Origin of the sequence: Microbacterium marinum (genome assembly GCF_014204835.1) — a bacterium.
GTDB classification, from domain to species: domain Bacteria; phylum Actinomycetota; class Actinomycetes; order Actinomycetales; family Microbacteriaceae; genus Microbacterium; species Microbacterium marinum.
This window is the reverse complement of sequence record NZ_JACHMD010000001.1, coordinates 1,865,191-1,880,708: the sequence shown is the minus strand read 5'-3', so window position 1 is coordinate 1,880,708 and position 15,518 is coordinate 1,865,191. Positions and strand designations below refer to the sequence as shown.

The 15,518-nt window shown below is 70.0% G+C and carries 12 protein-coding genes and 1 tRNA gene; 3 read left to right on the top strand and 10 right to left on the bottom strand.

Annotation, left to right across the window (positions count from 1 at the left end; all coding sequences use genetic code 11):
* Positions 1-55: 55 nt before the first annotated feature.
* Positions 56-2,176, top strand: coding sequence for a YhgE/Pip domain-containing protein (locus tag BKA24_RS09245; protein ID WP_184217365.1), 2,121 nt, complete (start codon positions 56-58; stop codon positions 2,174-2,176).
* A 100-nt stretch (positions 2,177-2,276) separates the two neighbouring features.
* Here the strand turns inward: BKA24_RS09245 and BKA24_RS09240 are convergent, their stop codons facing one another.
* Positions 2,277-3,050: a hypothetical protein gene (locus tag BKA24_RS09240; protein WP_184217363.1), complete on the bottom strand. Its 774-nt coding sequence runs from the start codon at positions 3,048-3,050 to the stop codon at positions 2,277-2,279.
* Positions 3,051-3,198: 148 nt separating this feature from the next.
* Here BKA24_RS09240 and BKA24_RS09235 point away from each other — a divergent pair, with 148 nt between their 5' ends.
* Positions 3,199-5,211, top strand: coding sequence for a DUF262 domain-containing protein (locus BKA24_RS09235; protein WP_184217362.1), 2,013 nt, complete (start codon positions 3,199-3,201; stop codon positions 5,209-5,211).
* A gap of 8 nt (positions 5,212-5,219) precedes the next feature.
* Here BKA24_RS09235 and BKA24_RS09230 read toward each other — a convergent pair whose 3' ends face one another.
* The 8 genes from BKA24_RS09230 to BKA24_RS09195 all read right to left on the bottom strand — a co-directional run bounded on the left by BKA24_RS09230 (position 5,220) and on the right by BKA24_RS09195 (position 13,072).
* Entirely contained in the window at positions 5,220-5,465 is a 246-nt protein-coding gene (locus BKA24_RS09230) for a hypothetical protein (RefSeq protein ID WP_184217360.1), read from the bottom strand.
* Positions 5,466-5,562: 97 nt separating this feature from the next.
* Positions 5,563-5,634, bottom strand: a tRNA-Gln gene (locus tag BKA24_RS09225).
* Between the two features lie 73 nt (positions 5,635-5,707).
* Entirely contained in the window at positions 5,708-7,222 is a 1,515-nt protein-coding gene (gltX, locus tag BKA24_RS09220; protein ID WP_184217358.1) for a glutamate--tRNA ligase, read from the bottom strand.
* 49 nt (positions 7,223-7,271) lie between these two features.
* Positions 7,272-8,504 carry an MFS transporter gene (locus BKA24_RS09215; protein ID WP_184217356.1) on the bottom strand — a complete coding sequence of 411 codons (1,233 nt, stop codon included), beginning with the start codon at positions 8,502-8,504 and terminating at the stop codon, positions 7,272-7,274.
* Complete coding sequence (locus BKA24_RS09210) at positions 8,497-9,264, bottom strand: fumarylacetoacetate hydrolase family protein (protein ID WP_184217354.1); 768 nt, start codon at positions 9,262-9,264, stop codon at positions 8,497-8,499. The genes BKA24_RS09215 and BKA24_RS09210 overlap by 8 nt, the downstream gene beginning before the upstream one ends.
* Positions 9,265-9,266: 2 nt before the next feature.
* The gene (locus BKA24_RS09205) at positions 9,267-10,367 is read right to left on the bottom strand and encodes a branched-chain amino acid aminotransferase (protein ID WP_184217352.1); all 1,101 of its coding nucleotides are present in this window, start codon (positions 10,365-10,367) and stop codon (positions 9,267-9,269) included.
* A 50-nt stretch (positions 10,368-10,417) separates the two neighbouring features.
* A complete protein-coding gene (locus BKA24_RS09200) occupies positions 10,418-11,470 on the bottom strand; it encodes a 3-isopropylmalate dehydrogenase (protein WP_184217350.1) in 1,053 nt (350 codons plus the stop codon).
* Positions 11,471-11,524: 54 nt separating this feature from the next.
* The gene (locus tag BKA24_RS09195; RefSeq protein WP_184220644.1) at positions 11,525-13,072 is read right to left on the bottom strand and encodes an MFS transporter; all 1,548 of its coding nucleotides are present in this window, start codon (positions 13,070-13,072) and stop codon (positions 11,525-11,527) included.
* Between the two features lie 65 nt (positions 13,073-13,137).
* Between BKA24_RS09195 and BKA24_RS09190 the strand changes: the two genes are divergently transcribed.
* Positions 13,138-13,680 carry a TetR/AcrR family transcriptional regulator gene (locus BKA24_RS09190; RefSeq protein WP_184217348.1) on the top strand — a complete coding sequence of 181 codons (543 nt, stop codon included), beginning with the start codon at positions 13,138-13,140 and terminating at the stop codon, positions 13,678-13,680.
* 186 nt (positions 13,681-13,866) lie between these two features.
* Here BKA24_RS09190 and serA read toward each other — a convergent pair whose 3' ends face one another.
* Positions 13,867-15,471, bottom strand: a complete 1,605-nt coding sequence (serA, locus tag BKA24_RS09185) for a phosphoglycerate dehydrogenase (protein ID WP_184217346.1) — start codon at positions 15,469-15,471, stop codon at positions 13,867-13,869.
* Positions 15,472-15,518: the final 47 nt, after the last annotated feature.

Here is a 15,518-nt window from a genome sequence, read left to right as displayed (position 1 = left end):
CCGCCTGATCGACCGCTCGCCTGCGCCCTGCAGGCGCGACTCCTTGGAGACCTCGATGACGAGATCACACACCCATGAGCACGGCCTCGGCATGAAGATCACCGTGGCCGTCCTCGCCGTCCTGCTCCTCGCCATGACGACCTTCTACCTGCTCACCGCGGCGAAGCTGAACGACGGCGCGGGTCAGCTCGCGGCCGGCGCCACCGAGGCGCGGAGCGGGTCGGTGGACGTCGCCGACGGCGCGGACCGGTTGGCCGACGGCGCGGGGCGCCTCTCGGACGGCGCTGCCGCACTCGACGAGGGCGCGACCACCGCGGCGACGGGCGCCGAGAAGCTCGCCGACGGCGCGGGCTCCGCAGCCACCGGAGCCGGTGCACTGTCCACCGGTGCCGGTTCGCTCGCCATCGGCGCGCTGACTCTTTCCGAGGGGACGACGAAGAACCGCGACGGCGCAGCGCGCCTCCGCGACGGGGCGACGAAGGCCGCCTCCGGTTCCACCCTGCTCGCCGACGGCGCACAGGACGTGTCGGAGGGCATCGGAGCGGCGAAGTCCGGCATCGGCCGCCTCGGTGACGGCGCCGACACTCTCGCGGGCGGCGCGGGCCTCGCGGCCGACGGTGCCGACCGACTTTCGGCAGGTCTCGGCACAGCGGCCGACGGCGCAGGTCTGCTGGCCGACGGCATCGGCAACGCCTCGGATGGCGCTGGTCGCCTGTCCGACGGCGCCTCGTCCGCAGCCCAGGGCGCTGACGACCTCGTCGCAGGCGTCGGGCAGGTCGCCGCCGGCGCCGCCACGCTCGACGCGGGCATCGGCTCGGCCTCGACAGGCGCGGGCCAGCTCGCGACCGGCATCGCGGGTGTCGCAACGGGCGCTTCAGCTGTTGCTGACGGCGCCGCCGCGGCGAAGTCAGGCGGCGAGAAGCTCGCCGCCGGTGCCACGTCGCTCGCCGCAGGTGCGGCCAAGCTCCGGGACGGCGCCGCGCAGGTCCGCGACGGCGCTGCGGGGGCTGTGACCGCCACCTCGAGCGTGCCGGGCGGGGCCGCCGCAGTCGCCGGCGGTGCCTCGAACCTCCAGGCCAGCCTCGAGGCGCTTGCCGCGAGCGAGACCGACCCCACCATGAAGGCGAAGCTCGACGGTTTGGCCGCCGCCGCCAAGGGGCTCGCGACCAACGCGGGCGCTGTGAGCGACGGGGTCGCGAAGCTGCACGGTGCTTTGAGCACGGTGTCGACGAATGTGGCCGGTATCGCCGCAGGCGCGGGCGACGTCGCGACCGGTGCGACGGGAGTCGAAGCAGGGGCAGCAGATCTGAAGACAGGGCTCGGCTCGCTCGCCGCAGGTTCAGCTGACCTCTCGAAGGGACTCCAGACCGCAGCCACGAAGTCGGGCGAACTCGCCTCCGGGCTTTCTGCCATCGACGCCGGCTCAGGCAACCTCGTCGCCGGCCTCGGCCAGGTGAAGGGCGGCTCCGACAAGCTCGCTGGCGGGCTCACCGCTCTCGAGCGGGGCGCGGGCGATCTCGCGGGCGGTCTCGAGACCGCAGCCACGAAGTCGGGCGAGCTCGCGGCCGGTGTCTCGACGGCTGCCTCGAAGTCGGGCGAACTCGCTGCGGGCGCTGCTCGCGTCGCCGCCGGTGCGGGCGAACTCGCCACCGGTGTGGCCACCCTCGATGAGCGTACGGACGCCCTCGCCGCCGGTGGTCAGCGGCTCGCGTCGAAGGCCGGCGATCTCCGCGACGGCCTGTGGACCGTTCAGAGCGGGACGCAGCGACTGGCAGACGGCTCGCTCCGACTCGAGTCCGGCGCCCAGAACCTCGCCACCGGCGCCGGAACGCTGGCCGCCGGAGCGGACTCGCTGGCCGAGGGAACGTCGAAGCTGTCCGAAGGAGCGGGCAGCCTCTCCGCCGGCCTGGGCACCCTCTCCGCCGGAGCCACCGAGCTCTCCACCGGCTCGACGACCCTGTCCGACGGCGCCACGACGCTTGCCGACGGCACCGGCCGCCTGAGCGACGGGAACTCGCAGATCGCCGACGGCACCGGGGAGCTCGCGGCGGGCACCTCGAGCCTGACGCCGATGGTCCTGCCGTGGATCTTCGGAGCGCTCATCGTCGGCCTGGTCGCGATCATGCTGTGGCTGGGCCACCGCGTGGCGCATCGCCGTCGCACAGCGCAGCTGTGATGACTAGCGCAGCTGTGAGTAGCAGCGCAGCCCTGATCTGATCGCAAGCAAGACGCCCCCGGCCTGATGGCCGGGGGCGTCTTGCGTCAGCAGCGGAAGGTCACGCCTCGCTCATCGCGAGGACTTCCTTCTGCCCGCGCGCGGCGAGGGCCGCAGCGCGCGCGGCGATGCGGCGCTCCTGCTCGGCCTGGGCCGCGTCGATCGTCTCCTGATCGAGGGGGACGCTCTCCACCTTGTTCACGCCGTTGTACTTCGCGATATAGGCGTCGAGCTCGGGGCCCGACTCCCACGAGGTGATGAGGCAGTAACGCGGAGCGTCACCCGGGTGGTACGCGGCGTGCCACAGACGCTGCGTGTCGATGACCAGCTGTGCGCCGGCGGGGAGGGCGATGCGCGTCTCTTCGCTCGGGTCGGTGCGGTTCTCACGCAGGACGAAGAAGCTGTCCTTGTCGTCGGTGAGGTTGAAGAAGCTGCGCACGACCCAGCCGGTGCCGTCGGGGTTCAGCCGGTTGTTGTCGTCCTGGTGCAGGTTGTACAGCGCGTCGGCGTAGGTGTTCGGCTGCAGCTCGATGATGCGGCAGCGTCCCACGTTGGAGCCGGGCTCGAGAGCACGCTCCGTCAGCGTCGGAGCCTTCTCGGTCTGCTCCGGAATCCAGACGCCATCCTTGTCGGTGCGCGGCGGCTGGTGGTTCCAGAAGCCGTTGCACTCGATCTCGCCCTTGGCCGAGGCGAGAGGAGCGAAGCGGGTGTCGCCGGAGGACTTCCAGTCGACGTACTCGATGTCGAGCCACTCCTTCGGATCGATCTCCTTGCCGTAGCTGTCGAGGACGACGTAGCCGGTCTCCTCGAGTGCAGCGCTCTTGATGTAACCCATGCGGATCAACCTTTCTGTCGGGCGAGCGAAGTTTTTACAGGCCCGACTGAGGCAAGCCTACGCACGACCCCTCCGCGCGTCCTGGAACCGGGCCGGGAAAATCCGCGGACGATAGGATCGAAAGGCTGCGAGGAACGATTCGGAGACCATGAGCACTGCCACGAACGTCGAAGCGACCGCCGTCAACACGATCGATTGGTTGTCGGCATCCGACACCACCATCGTCGTCCCGGTCTATCAGCGGCAGTACCGATGGGACATCGGCGGGTGCGAGCAGCTCCTCGGCGACATCCGGGCCGTGTCGCAGACCGACGCCGACAGCACCCACTTCATCGGGTCGATCCTCTCGACGGCGAGCACGTCGGCAGATGACGAGGCGCACCTCGTCCTGATCGACGGTCAGCAGCGCATCACCACCCTCATGCTGCTCATCGCCGCGCTCCACCACACGCTGCGCGACGACGACCCCACGCTCGCGGCGGAACTCGAACGGGTCCTGGTCCGGGAAGACTCCCCCGACCGCACCAAGCTCCGACCGCACCGGGCCTGGGCCGAGGTCTTCGAGAGCGTCGTGCTCGACCGGCGCGCTCCGGGTGACGCCCAGCGCGAATCGCGCTTCGATGACAACTACGCGTTCTTTCGCAGCCAGATCCGACCCGACGAGGCGGCCGCCATCTGGCGTGGCCTGCGCAAGCTCGAGCACGTCTCGATCACCCTCGGCGCCGGCGCCAACGCGCAGCAGATCTTCGAGAGCCTCAATTCGACGGGCGAACCGCTCCGCGACCACGAGCTCATCCACAACTACGTCCTCATGGGGCTCTCGCATGCGGAGCAACGCGAGATCGAGACCGAGTACTGGCTGCCCATCGAGGAGAACACGGCCGAGCAGATCGGAGCCTTCTGGCGCGACTACCTGGTGATGCTCACCGGCCGTGAGGTGCTCGTCGAGGGTGAGCGCGGCGTGTACGACGCCTTCCGACACGAGTTCCCCCGTCTCGACGTGGCGACCCTGCGCGCGCACGCCGCCGACTGGCGGGAGCTCTCCGAGATCTACCGCCTTCTCCTGTCCCCCCGAGAGGCGCAGGATGCCGCGATCTCGTCGCGCTTCGCCGCCGTGAGCATCCTCGGCCGAGGCATGTATCCGCTCGCCATGCGGCTCTACCGCGACCACCTGCACGGTGATCTTCCGGCATCCGATTTGCTCGCCTCACTCGACGACGTCGAATCGCTGCTGCTGCGGCGTACCGTCGTCGGCCTCCCGATCGATCGCCTCGTCGCCCGCTTCTGCCGGGCCGCGGACCTCGGCCGTGACGCGCTCCTGCGCGCCATCGCACGGATCACCCCGTCGGACGAGCGCACGCGCGTCGGGCTGCGATACGGCGAGCTGCCCCATCCGCACTTCGTCCTGGCGCGCCTGGCGGGCCTCGCCCCCGACGAACCACTCGACCTCGATCACGTCATGCCGGTCTCGCCGTCCGACGACTGGTCCGGCGACGGCGACCATCGCTGGGCGGAGTTCACCGAGGACCAGCAGAACGCACACCGCGCCCTCGCTGCCACCCTCGGGAATCTGACGCTCGTCGAACCTCCCATCGCCGAGCAGGTCTTCGACGCGTCCTTCGCCGCGAAGCGCTCCGCCTATGCCGGAAGCGGTGTCGCGTTCACCCGGGAGGTCGCTGAGGCGCCGTCCTGGGGCACCTCGCAGATCGGCGCCCGGACCGAATCGCTGACGGGACGGTTCATGGAGACGTGGCGACGACCCGCCGTGGTCGGGATCGACGACGACAACCTGACCCCCATCCTGGACGCGAAGAAGCGACGCGGCTGGCCCCGCGGCTGGCAGCGGGAGTTCGATTACGTCGAGTACCGCGGTGAGCACTGGGAGGTGCCGGACGTCCGCTACCTGTTCAACCGCGTCTTCAAGCGGCTTTGGGCCGATTCCCGCGACAGCGTCATCGACTTCAGCGCACGACGCGGCGGTCCGGTGTACCCCGCCCAGGCATGGAACGGCCACTGGGACGAACTCGCCCCGGGTCACCACCTCTACATGGGATGGGACTCGAAGTACATGCTGAGCGCTGTCCAGGGCGTGCTCGAGGAGGCCGGCTGGGCCAGCGAGGTGTTCGTCAAGTACTCCTACATCGGCGACGCGATGCGCTGAGCGGGGCGTCAGTCCCCGTCGCCGCCGGCCTCGCCGACACCGCCGCCGGGAGTTCCCCCCTCCAGCGGGAGGAACTCCGTCACGGGCACCTCGATGGATGCCGCGTGCTCGGGGCCGGCACCGAGCAGATCGGGCCGCCACGGCGAGATGGCCTCGCCGCTCAGCAGCTCGGCATCCGTGCGATCGGGCAGCGGCTCGGACGGGAGACCGGCCCACTCGGACGGCTCTTCGGGGCGCGAGGAGAAAAGACCCATGCTTCATTCTGACCCGCCCGCGTCGGAAGGGAAACCCATCTCAGAGCGTCGATCCCGAAACGGCAAAACCCCCGCCGGAGCGGGGGTTTTCACCTTGCTGGGGTACCTGGACTCGAACCAAGAACAACGGAACCAGAAACCGCCGTGTTGCCAATTACACCATACCCCAAGGGGGTCCGACCGAAGCCGTTCCGAGGGTCAAGCTTAGCCCACGGCTGGCTCCGGTCCAAACCGGCGGCCTGTCAGCCGCGTGTCGCGCGGAGCCGCTCGAGGCGCGCGAGCGTGACATCCTTGCCGAGCAGTTCCATCGACTCGAACAGCGGCGGCGACACGCGACGCCCGCTGAGAGCGACGCGCGCGGGCCCGTAGGCGACACGCGGCTTGAGTCCGAGGCCGTCGATGAGCGCGCCCGCCAGAGCCGCCTGGATCGCGTCAGCGGTGAACCCGTCGGCGGGCACCGCCGAGAGCGCGTCCGCCGACGCCGCGAGCACCTCGGCGGCGTTCGCCGGCAGCCCCTTCAATGCATCGTCGTCGTACGACTCCACGTCGCGGAAGAGGAATCCGAGCAGTCCCGGCGCCTCGCCGAGCATCTGCATCCGCTCCTGCACCAACGGCGCCGCCTTGTGGAGCATGTCCCGCTGCGCGTCGGTCGGCGGCACGCTCATCACGCCCGCGCCGACGAGGTAGGGGGTGAGACGCGCCGCGAACTCCTCGGGTGCCAACATCCGGATGTGGTCACCGTTGATCGACTCGGCCTTCTTCTGGTCGAAGCGGGCCGGGTTCGGGTTCACGTCGACGATGTCGAACGCCTCGATGAGCTCCTGTCGGCTGAACACGTCGCGGTCGGCGGCGATCGACCAGCCGAGGAGTGACAGGTAGTTGAGGAGGCCCTCGTGGATGAAGCCCTTCTCGCGCTGCAGGAACAGGTCCGCCTTCGGGTCGCGCTTGGAGAGCTTCTTCGTCCCCTCCTCGCCCAGCACGAGCGGCATGTGCGCGAAGCGCGGCACGAACGTCGTGACTCCGGCATCCACCAGAGCGGCGTAAAGGGCGAGCTGGCGCGCGGTCGAGGGCATGAGGTCCTCGCCGCGGAGGACGTGCGTGATCCCCATCAGTGCGTCGTCCACCGGATTGGTGAAGGTGTAGAGCGGGATGCCGCCGGCACGCACCACCACGAAATCGGGGAAGGAGCCGGCCGGGAAGGTCACCTCGCCGCGGATCAGGTCGACATAGGTCAGGTCGACGTCGGGCACGCGCAGCCGCCAGGCGGGCTCTCGTCCCTCCGCGCGGAAGGCGTCCTTCTGCTCCTGGGTGAGCGCGCGGTCGAAGTTGTCGTAGCCGAGCTGCTTCGCCCGCCCGTTCGCGGCGTTGCGCGCGTCGATCTCCTCGGCGGTCGAGTACGACTCGTACACGGCACCGGAGGCGATCAGCTTCTCGAGGACGCCACGGTAGATGTCGTGCCGCTGAGACTGCCGGTAGGGCGCGTGCGGTCCGCCCGTCTCGACGCCCTCGTCCCAGTCGATCTCCAGCCAGGTCAGCGCGTCGATGAGCTGGCGGTAGCTCTCCTCGCTGTCACGCGCCGCATCGGTGTCCTCGACCCGGAACACCATGCGACCGCCGGTGTGGCGCGCATAGGCCCAGTTGAAGAGGGCGGTCCGGACCATACCCACGTGGGGCAGACCCGTCGGCGACGGGCAGAAGCGGACCCGGACGTCGGATCCGGAGGCGGTCGTGGTGGCGGGGTGCGGTGCGGCAGACATCGCTTCCCAGTCTACGTCCGCGCTCTCCCCGACCCGGGCGCGTCGGCGGTCAGCGGCGCGCGTACGGCGAGAGCACGGTGATCGCCACCACCACGACCAGGGCCACCATCGCCAGCCCGCCGTACCCGATGAGCTGGAGCACCCCGCCGGCGAGGACGGAGCCGATGGCGGCGGAGAGCGTCATCGCGGTGTCGCTGCGACCCTGCCGGCGCGGTCGGAGGGCGGTGGGCGTCGCCTCCGTGAGCAGCGCCGCTCCCCCGACGGTGGCCGCGCTCCACCCGAGACCGAGCAGGACGAGGGCGATGAGCACCGCGGTGGCGGACTGCGGCGCGACGGCTGCGGTCACGAGTGAGGCGGCCAGGATCGCTTGGCCGAGCAGGATGGTGCGCAGCCGCCCCCAGCGGTCCGCCAGCACGCCGAAGACGGGTGAGAGACCGTACATCCCGAACACGTGGAGCGCGATCGTCACCCCCACGATCGTCGTGACATTGCGCGGGTCGAGGTGGGAGAGGTGCACGGGCGTCATCGCCATCACGGATGCCATCACCACGTGCGAACCGGCGACCGCGAAGACTGCGTAGCGCGCGACACGAGGACTGTCCTGCTCAGCGACAGGCGCAGGACCCGACCCCGCCGATCGCGCCAGCGCCTGCGCGATGCGCAGCGGGTCGGGCCGGAGGCCGACGAGGTACAAGCCCAGGGCCAGCACCTGCGCGACGATCGAGAACGCATAGGAACCGGTGAGCGGCGGCATCCCGAGCCACCCGCCCACCACCTCCCCCGGTGTCAGCATCAGGGGTCCGAGGACGCCCCCGATGGTCGTCGCCCAGACCACGGTTCCGAGGTCCCGGCCCCGGCGGGTCGGCGCCGACAGGTCGGTCGCCGCGAACCGCGACTGCAGGTTCCCCGCGTTGCCGGCGCCGATCAGGATGACGCCGACCAGGAGCAGTGGGAACCACCGCACTGCTGCCGCGGTGATCACCAACGCGATGCCGATCAGGGCGAAGAGGTTCCCGAGCGTCAGCGCACGGCGCCGTCCCCGAGACGCGGCGAGGCGTGCCAGCGGGATGGCGCACAGGGCGGCACCGAGGGTCACCGACGCGGTTGCCAGCCCGGAGAGCGCCTCCTGGCCGGAGAGATCGGCCGCCAGGAGCGCGCCGAGGGACACCGTGGCTCCGAAGGCGACGCCGCCGAGCACCTGGCCGGCGGCGAGCACGGCGACTGTGCGCCGCTGGACGCGGGCGACCCCGTCGGGAGTGAGGAGGTCCGCGTCCTCAGGCATTCCGCGCCGTGTTGCGCAGGATTCCCAGCCCGGTGATCTCGACCTCGATGACGTCGCCGGCCTCGAAGGATCCGATCCCTGCCGGGGTGCCGGTGAGGATGACATCGCCCGGCAGCAGGGTGAACGCCGCCGAGACGTAGGCGATGATCTCTCGCACCGAATGAACCATGTCGGAGATCGGACCGTCCTGACGGACCTCCCCGTTCACCCGCGTCACGATGCGGGCATCGCCGTCGACGTCGAAGTCGGTCTCGATTGCGGGGCCCAGGGGGCAGAAGGTGTCGAACCCCTTGGCGCGCGCCCACTGTCCGTCAGAGGACTGCAGGTCGCGGGCGGTGACGTCGTTCGCGATGGTGTACCCGAACACGTAGTCGAGCGCCTGGTCGGCGGACACGTTCTTCGCGACGCGGCCGATGACGACGGCCAACTCTCCCTCGTAGTCAGTGCGAGCCGACTGCGTGGGGCGCACGATGGCGTCGTTCGGTCCGATGACGGAGGTGTTCGGCTTGAGGAACAGCAGGGGTTCCGCCGGCGCCTCTCCGCCCATCTCGGCCGCGTGATCACGGTAGTTCTTGCCGACGCCGATGACCTTCGACCGCGGGATAGACGGCGCCAGGAGGGTGATCTCCGCGAGCGGGACGCGCTCCCCCGTGGTGTCGAACCCGGAGAAGAGCGGGTCGCCGGCGAGCTCGACGACCTCCTTCTCGTCGATGATCCCGTACCGGATGGACTCGGCGCGGCTGTACCGGACGATGCGCACGATCAGCCGTCCAGCCGAACGAGCCAGCCGTGGGTGTCCTCGGCGCGCCCGTACTGGATGTCGGTGAGGTGCTGACGCAGTTCGAGGGCGAGCGTGCCCGACGGCTGCGCGTCTTCGAAGTCGGGCGTCTTCAGGGCGCCGATCGGGGTGACCACGGCCGCGGTGCCGCAGGCGAAGACCTCGACGATGTCGCCGGATGCCACGCCGTCGCGCCACTCGGCGAGAGACACCGCCCGGCGTTCGACGCGGTGGCCCCGGTCCTCGGCGAGCTGGAGGATGGAGTCCCGGGTGATGCCCGCGAGGATCGACTCCGACTGAGGGGTCACGAGGGTGCCGTCCTTTTTCACGAAGACGACGTTCATGCCGCCGAGCTCCTCCACGTTGCCGTCCTCGTCGAGGAAGACCACCTGGTCGCAGCCCTGCTCGTACGCCTGCGCCTGTGGCAGGAGGCTGGCCGCATAGTTGCCGCCGGTCTTCGCCGCGCCCGTGCCGCCCTTGCCGGCGCGCGCGTAATCCTCGCTGAGCCAGATCTTCACGGGGGTGACGCCGCCCTTGAAGTACGCACCGGCCGGGCTCGCGATCACGTAGTAGGCGACCTTCTCTGCGGGCCGCACGCCGAGGAAGGCCTCCTTGGCGAACATGAACGGACGCAGGTAGAGGCTCTGGTCGGCGCCCGCGGGCACCCAGTCGCCGTCGACGGCGACGAGCTCACGCAGCGACTGCAGGAAGTGCTCGACCGGGAGCTCGGGGAGGGCCATGCGGCGAGCCGAACGCTGCAGACGGCGCGCGTTCTCCTCGGGGCGGAAGGTGTGGATCGACCCGTCGGCGTGGCGGTATGCCTTGATCCCCTCGAAGATCTCCTGTCCGTAGTGCAGCACGGCGGCGGCCGGGGACAGCGAGATCGGTCCGTACGGCTGGACGCGCGGACGATGCCAGCCGCCCTTCTGCGACCAGCAGATGTCCACCATGTGATCGGTGAAGTTCGTCCCGAAACCGGGGTTCGCGAGGATCTCCTCGCGGGCGGCGGGCGTCGCGGCGGCGAGGTTCTTCGTGACCGCGAAGGTCAACGGGGCCGGAGCGGTGGTGGGGTCGGTGAGGGTCATAGTCAGTCCTGTTCCTCGCGCGGCGTCTGCGCGGCGCGCATCTGCCCAGATTACGCCCGGAGGCGTGCGGTGATCGCGTCGCCGACCTGCGCGGTCGTGCGGGTGGAGCCGTCCCGTGACTCGATGTCCTCCCGGGCGGCGCGGGTGACGCGCGCTGCGGCATCGCCCAGCCCGAGGTGGTCGAGGAGGAGGGCGACGGAGAGGATCGCGGCGGTGGGATCGGCGATCTGCTGGCCGGCGATGTCGGGCGCGGAACCGTGCACGGGCTCGAACATCGACGGGAACGCGCCGTCGGGGTTGATGTTCCCCGATGCGGCGAGACCGATGCCTCCGGTGACGGCGCCGGCCAAGTCGGTGAGGATGTCGCCGAAGAGGTTGTCGGTGACGATCACGTCGAAGCGGCCCGGGTTCGTGACCAGGAAGATCGTCGCCGCGTCGACGTGCAGATAGTCTACGGCGACCTCGGGGTGCTCGGATGCCACCTCGTCGACGATCCGCTTCCACATCCCGCCCGCGTGGACGAGCACGTTCGTCTTGTGCACGAGGGTGAGCTTCTTCCGCCGCGCCTGCGCCTGCGTGAACGCGAACCGCACGACGCGTTCGATGCCGTAGGCCGTGTTGACCGACGTCTCGTTGGCAACCTCGTGCGGCGTGCCCGTGCGGATGGAACCGCCGTTGCCGACGTACGGTCCCTCGGTGCCCTCGCGGACCACGACGAAGTCGACGTCCCCCGGATTCGCGAGCGGCCCGGGCACGCCCGGATAGAGCCGGGACGGCCGCAGGTTGACGTAGTGGTCGAGCGCGAAGCGGAGCTTCAGGAGCAGTCCCCGCTCGATGTTCGCATCCTTCAGACGGGGGTCCCCCGGCATCCCGCCGACGGCCCCGAGGAGGATCGCATCGTGTTGGGCGATGGAGGCGAGGTCGTCATCGGTGAGGGTGTCGCCCGTCTCGAGGAACCGGGCCGCGCCCAGGGAGAACCGGGTCTTCTCGAAGCGGACGCCCGCCTCGGCGGTGACCGTGTCGAGAACCTTCTCCGCTTCGGCGACGACCTCGGGACCGATGCCGTCTCCGGGGATGACAGCCAGCTTCACGACACGCGACATCGCACTCCTCGTGCTCACAGACAGGCAGGACCCGGACGCACGGCGGTGCGGGGATCAGTGATCGACGCGCGAGGTCCGGGATCTCTCCAGCGTAGCGGCCGCCACCACGGCGGCGCAGACGACGAGGCCGGCGCCGATCAGCGAGGTCACCGTCACGCCCGAGTCGAAGGCGTGTGCCGCAGCGGACAGCACCTCGGCACCGACGTCGGCAGGGAGCGTCTCGGCGACGTTGACGGCACCGGCGAGAGTCTCCCGGGCAGCCTCGGCGGCCTCTGCGGGCACCGAATCGGGCAGATGGATGCCGGAGCGGTACAACGCGGTGAGGATTCCGCCGAGAACAGCTGTCCCCAGTACCGCTCCCAGTTCGTACGCGGTCTCTGAGACGGCGCTCGCCGCTCCCGCCTTCGCGGGCGGCGCGCTTGCGAGAACGAGCTCGTTGGAGACGGTCTCGGCAGCTCCGATGCCCAGTCCGAGCAGCGCGAACGCCGCGATGAGGGTGCCGAGAGCCGCGGCATCCGTGGAGAAGGCGATCACGAGGTATCCAGCGACGGAGAGCGCGAGCGCCGTGGGCACGACGATCCGGGCGGAGACGCGCCGCGAGATCGGAACCACCCCGAGGCCCGCGATGATCATGAGCGCGAGTCCCGGGACAAGCGCCAGCCCGGCCTGCAGCGGCGACATGCCGATGATCAGCTGGAGATGCTGGGTCACGAAGTACAGGAAGCCGACGAGCGCCACCACACTCAGCAGGTTGACGAGGAGGGCCCCCGTGAACGAGCCGATCGCGAACAGCCGCATGTCGAGCATGGGGGTCGACGAACGGAGTTGGCGCCGCACGAACAGCCAGCCGAAACCGAGACCGACCACCACGAGCACCAGCGGCAGGACCCCGGCACCGTGCACGGCGAACTCCTTGATCGCGTAGACGATCGGCACCATCGTCGCCATCGAGAGAACGATGCTCAGCGGGTCGATGCGTCCCGGCTTCGGGTCGCGGCTCTCCGGCACGAGGAACGGCGCCAGGACCAGCAGCGGGATGAGGACGGGCACCGCCATGAGGAACACCGACCCCCAGGCGAAGTGCTCCAGCAGGATGCCGCCGACGATCGGGCCGAGAGCCGAACCCGCCGAGAACATCGACGCCCACACCGCGATGGCCAAGCGGCGCTGGTCGCGATCGGTGAAGATGCTGCGCAGCAGCGACAGCGTGGAGGGCATCAGCATCGCGCCGAAGACACCCATACCGGCCCGGGCCGCGATGAGGAGGCCTGCGGTCGGCGCGAACGCGGCGAGAGCGGACACGGCGGCGAAGCCCGTCGCGCCGACGAGCAGGAGCCGCCGGCGACCGAACCGATCACCGAGGGACCCCATGGTGACGAGGAGCCCCGCGAGCACGAGGGGGTAGGCGTCGATGATCCAAAGCTGCTCGGCGCTGGAGGGCGACAGATCGCGGGCGATCTCGGGCAGCGCGAAGCTCAGCACCGTGTTGTCCACGGAAACGAGGAGCACCGGGAGCATGAGGACGACCAGTGCCGTCCAGCCGCGCCATCCCTGCTTGCGCCCGCCCGCGTCGGCGACGCGGAGTTCTTCCGTCAACGTCATCATTTCTTCACCGTCCAGCCGGTATAGTAACAGAGGGCGAACCGAAGTCGGGAGACGATGAGGGTATGAGCAGACCGCCGCGCGCGAAGGAGAGCGTCCTCGACGCGTTCGAGGCCGCCCTGTTGGCCGAAGGCGCACGCGGCGCCACCATGGAGGCGGTTGCCGCCGCCGCCGGGGTCTCCAAGGGCGGACTGCTCTATCACTACGCCACGAAGGAAGCCCTCGAGAACGCGCTCCTCGAACGCATGAAGAAGCTCGTCCACCTCGACGTCGAAGCGATGCAGTCCGCTCCGGGAGGGATCATTGCAGCCTTCGTGCGCACGTCACTGGAGACCGGGACACCACTCGACCGCGCCATCGTCGCGGCGTCGCGCCTCGCACAGACGGGCCACGCTGCGGCGGCGGACGCACTCCGCGGCGTGCGGGAGCTCTGGGAGGACGCGCTCCGGCCGCACACGCGCGACGAGACCGCACTTCAGCTCGTGCTCCTGGTGAGCGACGGTCTGTACTTCAACAGCGCGCTCGCCGCGGGCGCCCTGCCGGGCCCACTCCCCCGCGGCGCCGCACTGGACGCGCTCGTCGCCCTCGTGGAGCGCGCCGCGCGCTGAATCACGCCCGCGAGTCCGCGCCGCTGCGCCGAACGCCGCTGAAAGCGCCCTCCAGTGCCGAAAGCGCCGACTATTGCGCGCCACAAGACTGCGCGCTCGGCACGGAGGGGCGCTTTCGGCGCGAGCGACGGCGCGCTCGACCGCGAGCCTGGCGGTCGCGCGTGCGTCGCGTCGCGCTGCCGGCGGTCAGACCTCGGTGAGCTCGATCTGACGGAACAGGTCCGCCGCGACCGCCTGGCGAAGCTCCTCGAGCATCGTCTCGGGGACCGGCGAGTCGACGGTCAGCACCGACAGTGCGCGTCCGCTCGCGTCGGGACGGGCCACCTGGAGACCGGCGATGTTGATGCCCGCCTCCCCCAGCTTCTGCCCGTAGATCGCGACGATGCCGGGACGGTCCGCGTAACGCATGACGACGTGGTACCGGTTGATCGGCACCTCAACCTCGTAGCCGTTGATGCCCACGACCTTCGGCACCATCCGCGTCCCGGCGAGAGTGCCCTCGACGGTGAGCACGGTGCCGTCGGCGAGCGTGCCGCGGAGGATCGTGATGTTGCGGTAGAGCGGGCTCTCGGACTCGACGATCAGTCGCGTCTCGATGCCGCGCTGCTCGGCGAACAGCGGGGCGTTCACGTACGAGACGTTCTCGCTGACGATGTTCGTGAAGATGCCCTTGAGCGCCGCCAGGCGATACACGCTGACGTCGTAGTCGGCGAGCTCGCCGCGCACTTCGATGTCGAGGCTCGTGAGTGCGCTCGGCGCGAGGCCGGTGAAGATCTGCCCGAGCTGCTCCACGAGGGCGATGCCGGGGCGCACGAAGGGGTCGATGACGCCGCCGGCGACGTTCACGGCATCCGGAACCAGATCGCCCTCGAGCGCGAGCTTGACCGACTTCGCGACGGACACGCCCGCCTTCTCCTGCGCCTCGTCCGTCGATGCGCCCAGGTGCGGCGTGACCACGACGTTGGGGAGCGAGAGAAGCGGGAACGCGGTGCCGTCCTCGACCGGGGGCTCAGACGTGAACACGTCGAGCCCGGCGCCAGCGATCTGCCCGGTCGTCAGCGCCGTGTACAGAGCCTCCTCGTCGATGAGTCCGCCACGGGCGACGTTCACGACGTAGGCGGACGCCTTCATGATCTCGAACTGCTCGGTGCCGATCATCCCCGTGGTCTCGGGCGTCTTCGGCATGTGGATGGTCACGAAGTCACTCGTCGCGAGGAGGTCATCGAGCGGGAGGAGCTGCACACCGAGCTGCTGTGCGCGGGTGGGGGTGACGTAGGGGTCGTAGGCGACGACCGAGACGCCGAATGCCTGCACGCGCGCCGCGATCAGCGCGCCGATGCGACCGAGGCCGATGATGCCGACCGTCTTCTCGAACAGCTCCGTCCCGGTGAACGACGACCGCTTCCACGCGCCGGCGGCGAGCGACGCGTGCGCCGCCGGGATGTGCCGGGCGAGGCTCAGGATGTGACCGACGGTGAGCTCGGCGGCGGAGATGATGTTCGACGTCGGCGCGTTGACGACCATCACGCCGGCACTCGTCGCGGACTTGATGTCGACGTTGTCGAGCCCGACACCGGCGCGCGCGATGACCTTCAGCTGCGGCGCGGCGGCGATCGCCTCGGCGTCCATCTTGGTCGCCGAGCGGATGAGGACCGCTGCGGCATCGGCGAGAGCCGGGAGCAGCGCGCTGCGGTCGGCCCCATCCACGGAGCGGATGTCGAAGTCGGGCCCCAGGGCCTCGATCGTGGCGGGCGAGAGTTCTTCGGCGATCAGGACGACAGGCTTGGGCACGGCAGACCTTCGGGTACGCGGGGGTGGGACGCCACGATGTCAGACAC

Bases quoted from the DNA above. Each gene is read 5' to 3' on its own strand.
- BKA24_RS09245 (WP_184217365.1), top strand. From the start codon at position 56: ATGACGAGATCACACACCCATGAGCACGGCCTCGGCATGAAGATCACC.
- BKA24_RS09240 (WP_184217363.1), bottom strand. From the start codon at position 3,050: ATGGGTTACATCAAGAGCGCTGCACTCGAGGAGACCGGCTACGTCGTC.
- BKA24_RS09235 (WP_184217362.1), top strand. From the start codon at position 3,199: ATGAGCACTGCCACGAACGTCGAAGCGACCGCCGTCAACACGATCGAT.
- BKA24_RS09230 (WP_184217360.1), bottom strand. From the start codon at position 5,465: ATGGGTCTTTTCTCCTCGCGCCCCGAAGAGCCGTCCGAGTGGGCCGGT.
- gltX (WP_184217358.1), bottom strand. From the start codon at position 7,222: ATGTCTGCCGCACCGCACCCCGCCACCACGACCGCCTCCGGATCCGAC.
- BKA24_RS09215 (WP_184217356.1), bottom strand. From the start codon at position 8,504: ATGCCTGAGGACGCGGACCTCCTCACTCCCGACGGGGTCGCCCGCGTC.
- BKA24_RS09205 (WP_184217352.1), bottom strand. From the start codon at position 10,367: ATGACCCTCACCGACCCCACCACCGCTCCGGCCCCGTTGACCTTCGCG.
- BKA24_RS09200 (WP_184217350.1), bottom strand. From the start codon at position 11,470: ATGTCGCGTGTCGTGAAGCTGGCTGTCATCCCCGGAGACGGCATCGGT.
- BKA24_RS09195 (WP_184220644.1), bottom strand. From the start codon at position 13,072: ATGACGTTGACGGAAGAACTCCGCGTCGCCGACGCGGGCGGGCGCAAG.
- BKA24_RS09190 (WP_184217348.1), top strand. From the start codon at position 13,138: ATGAGCAGACCGCCGCGCGCGAAGGAGAGCGTCCTCGACGCGTTCGAG.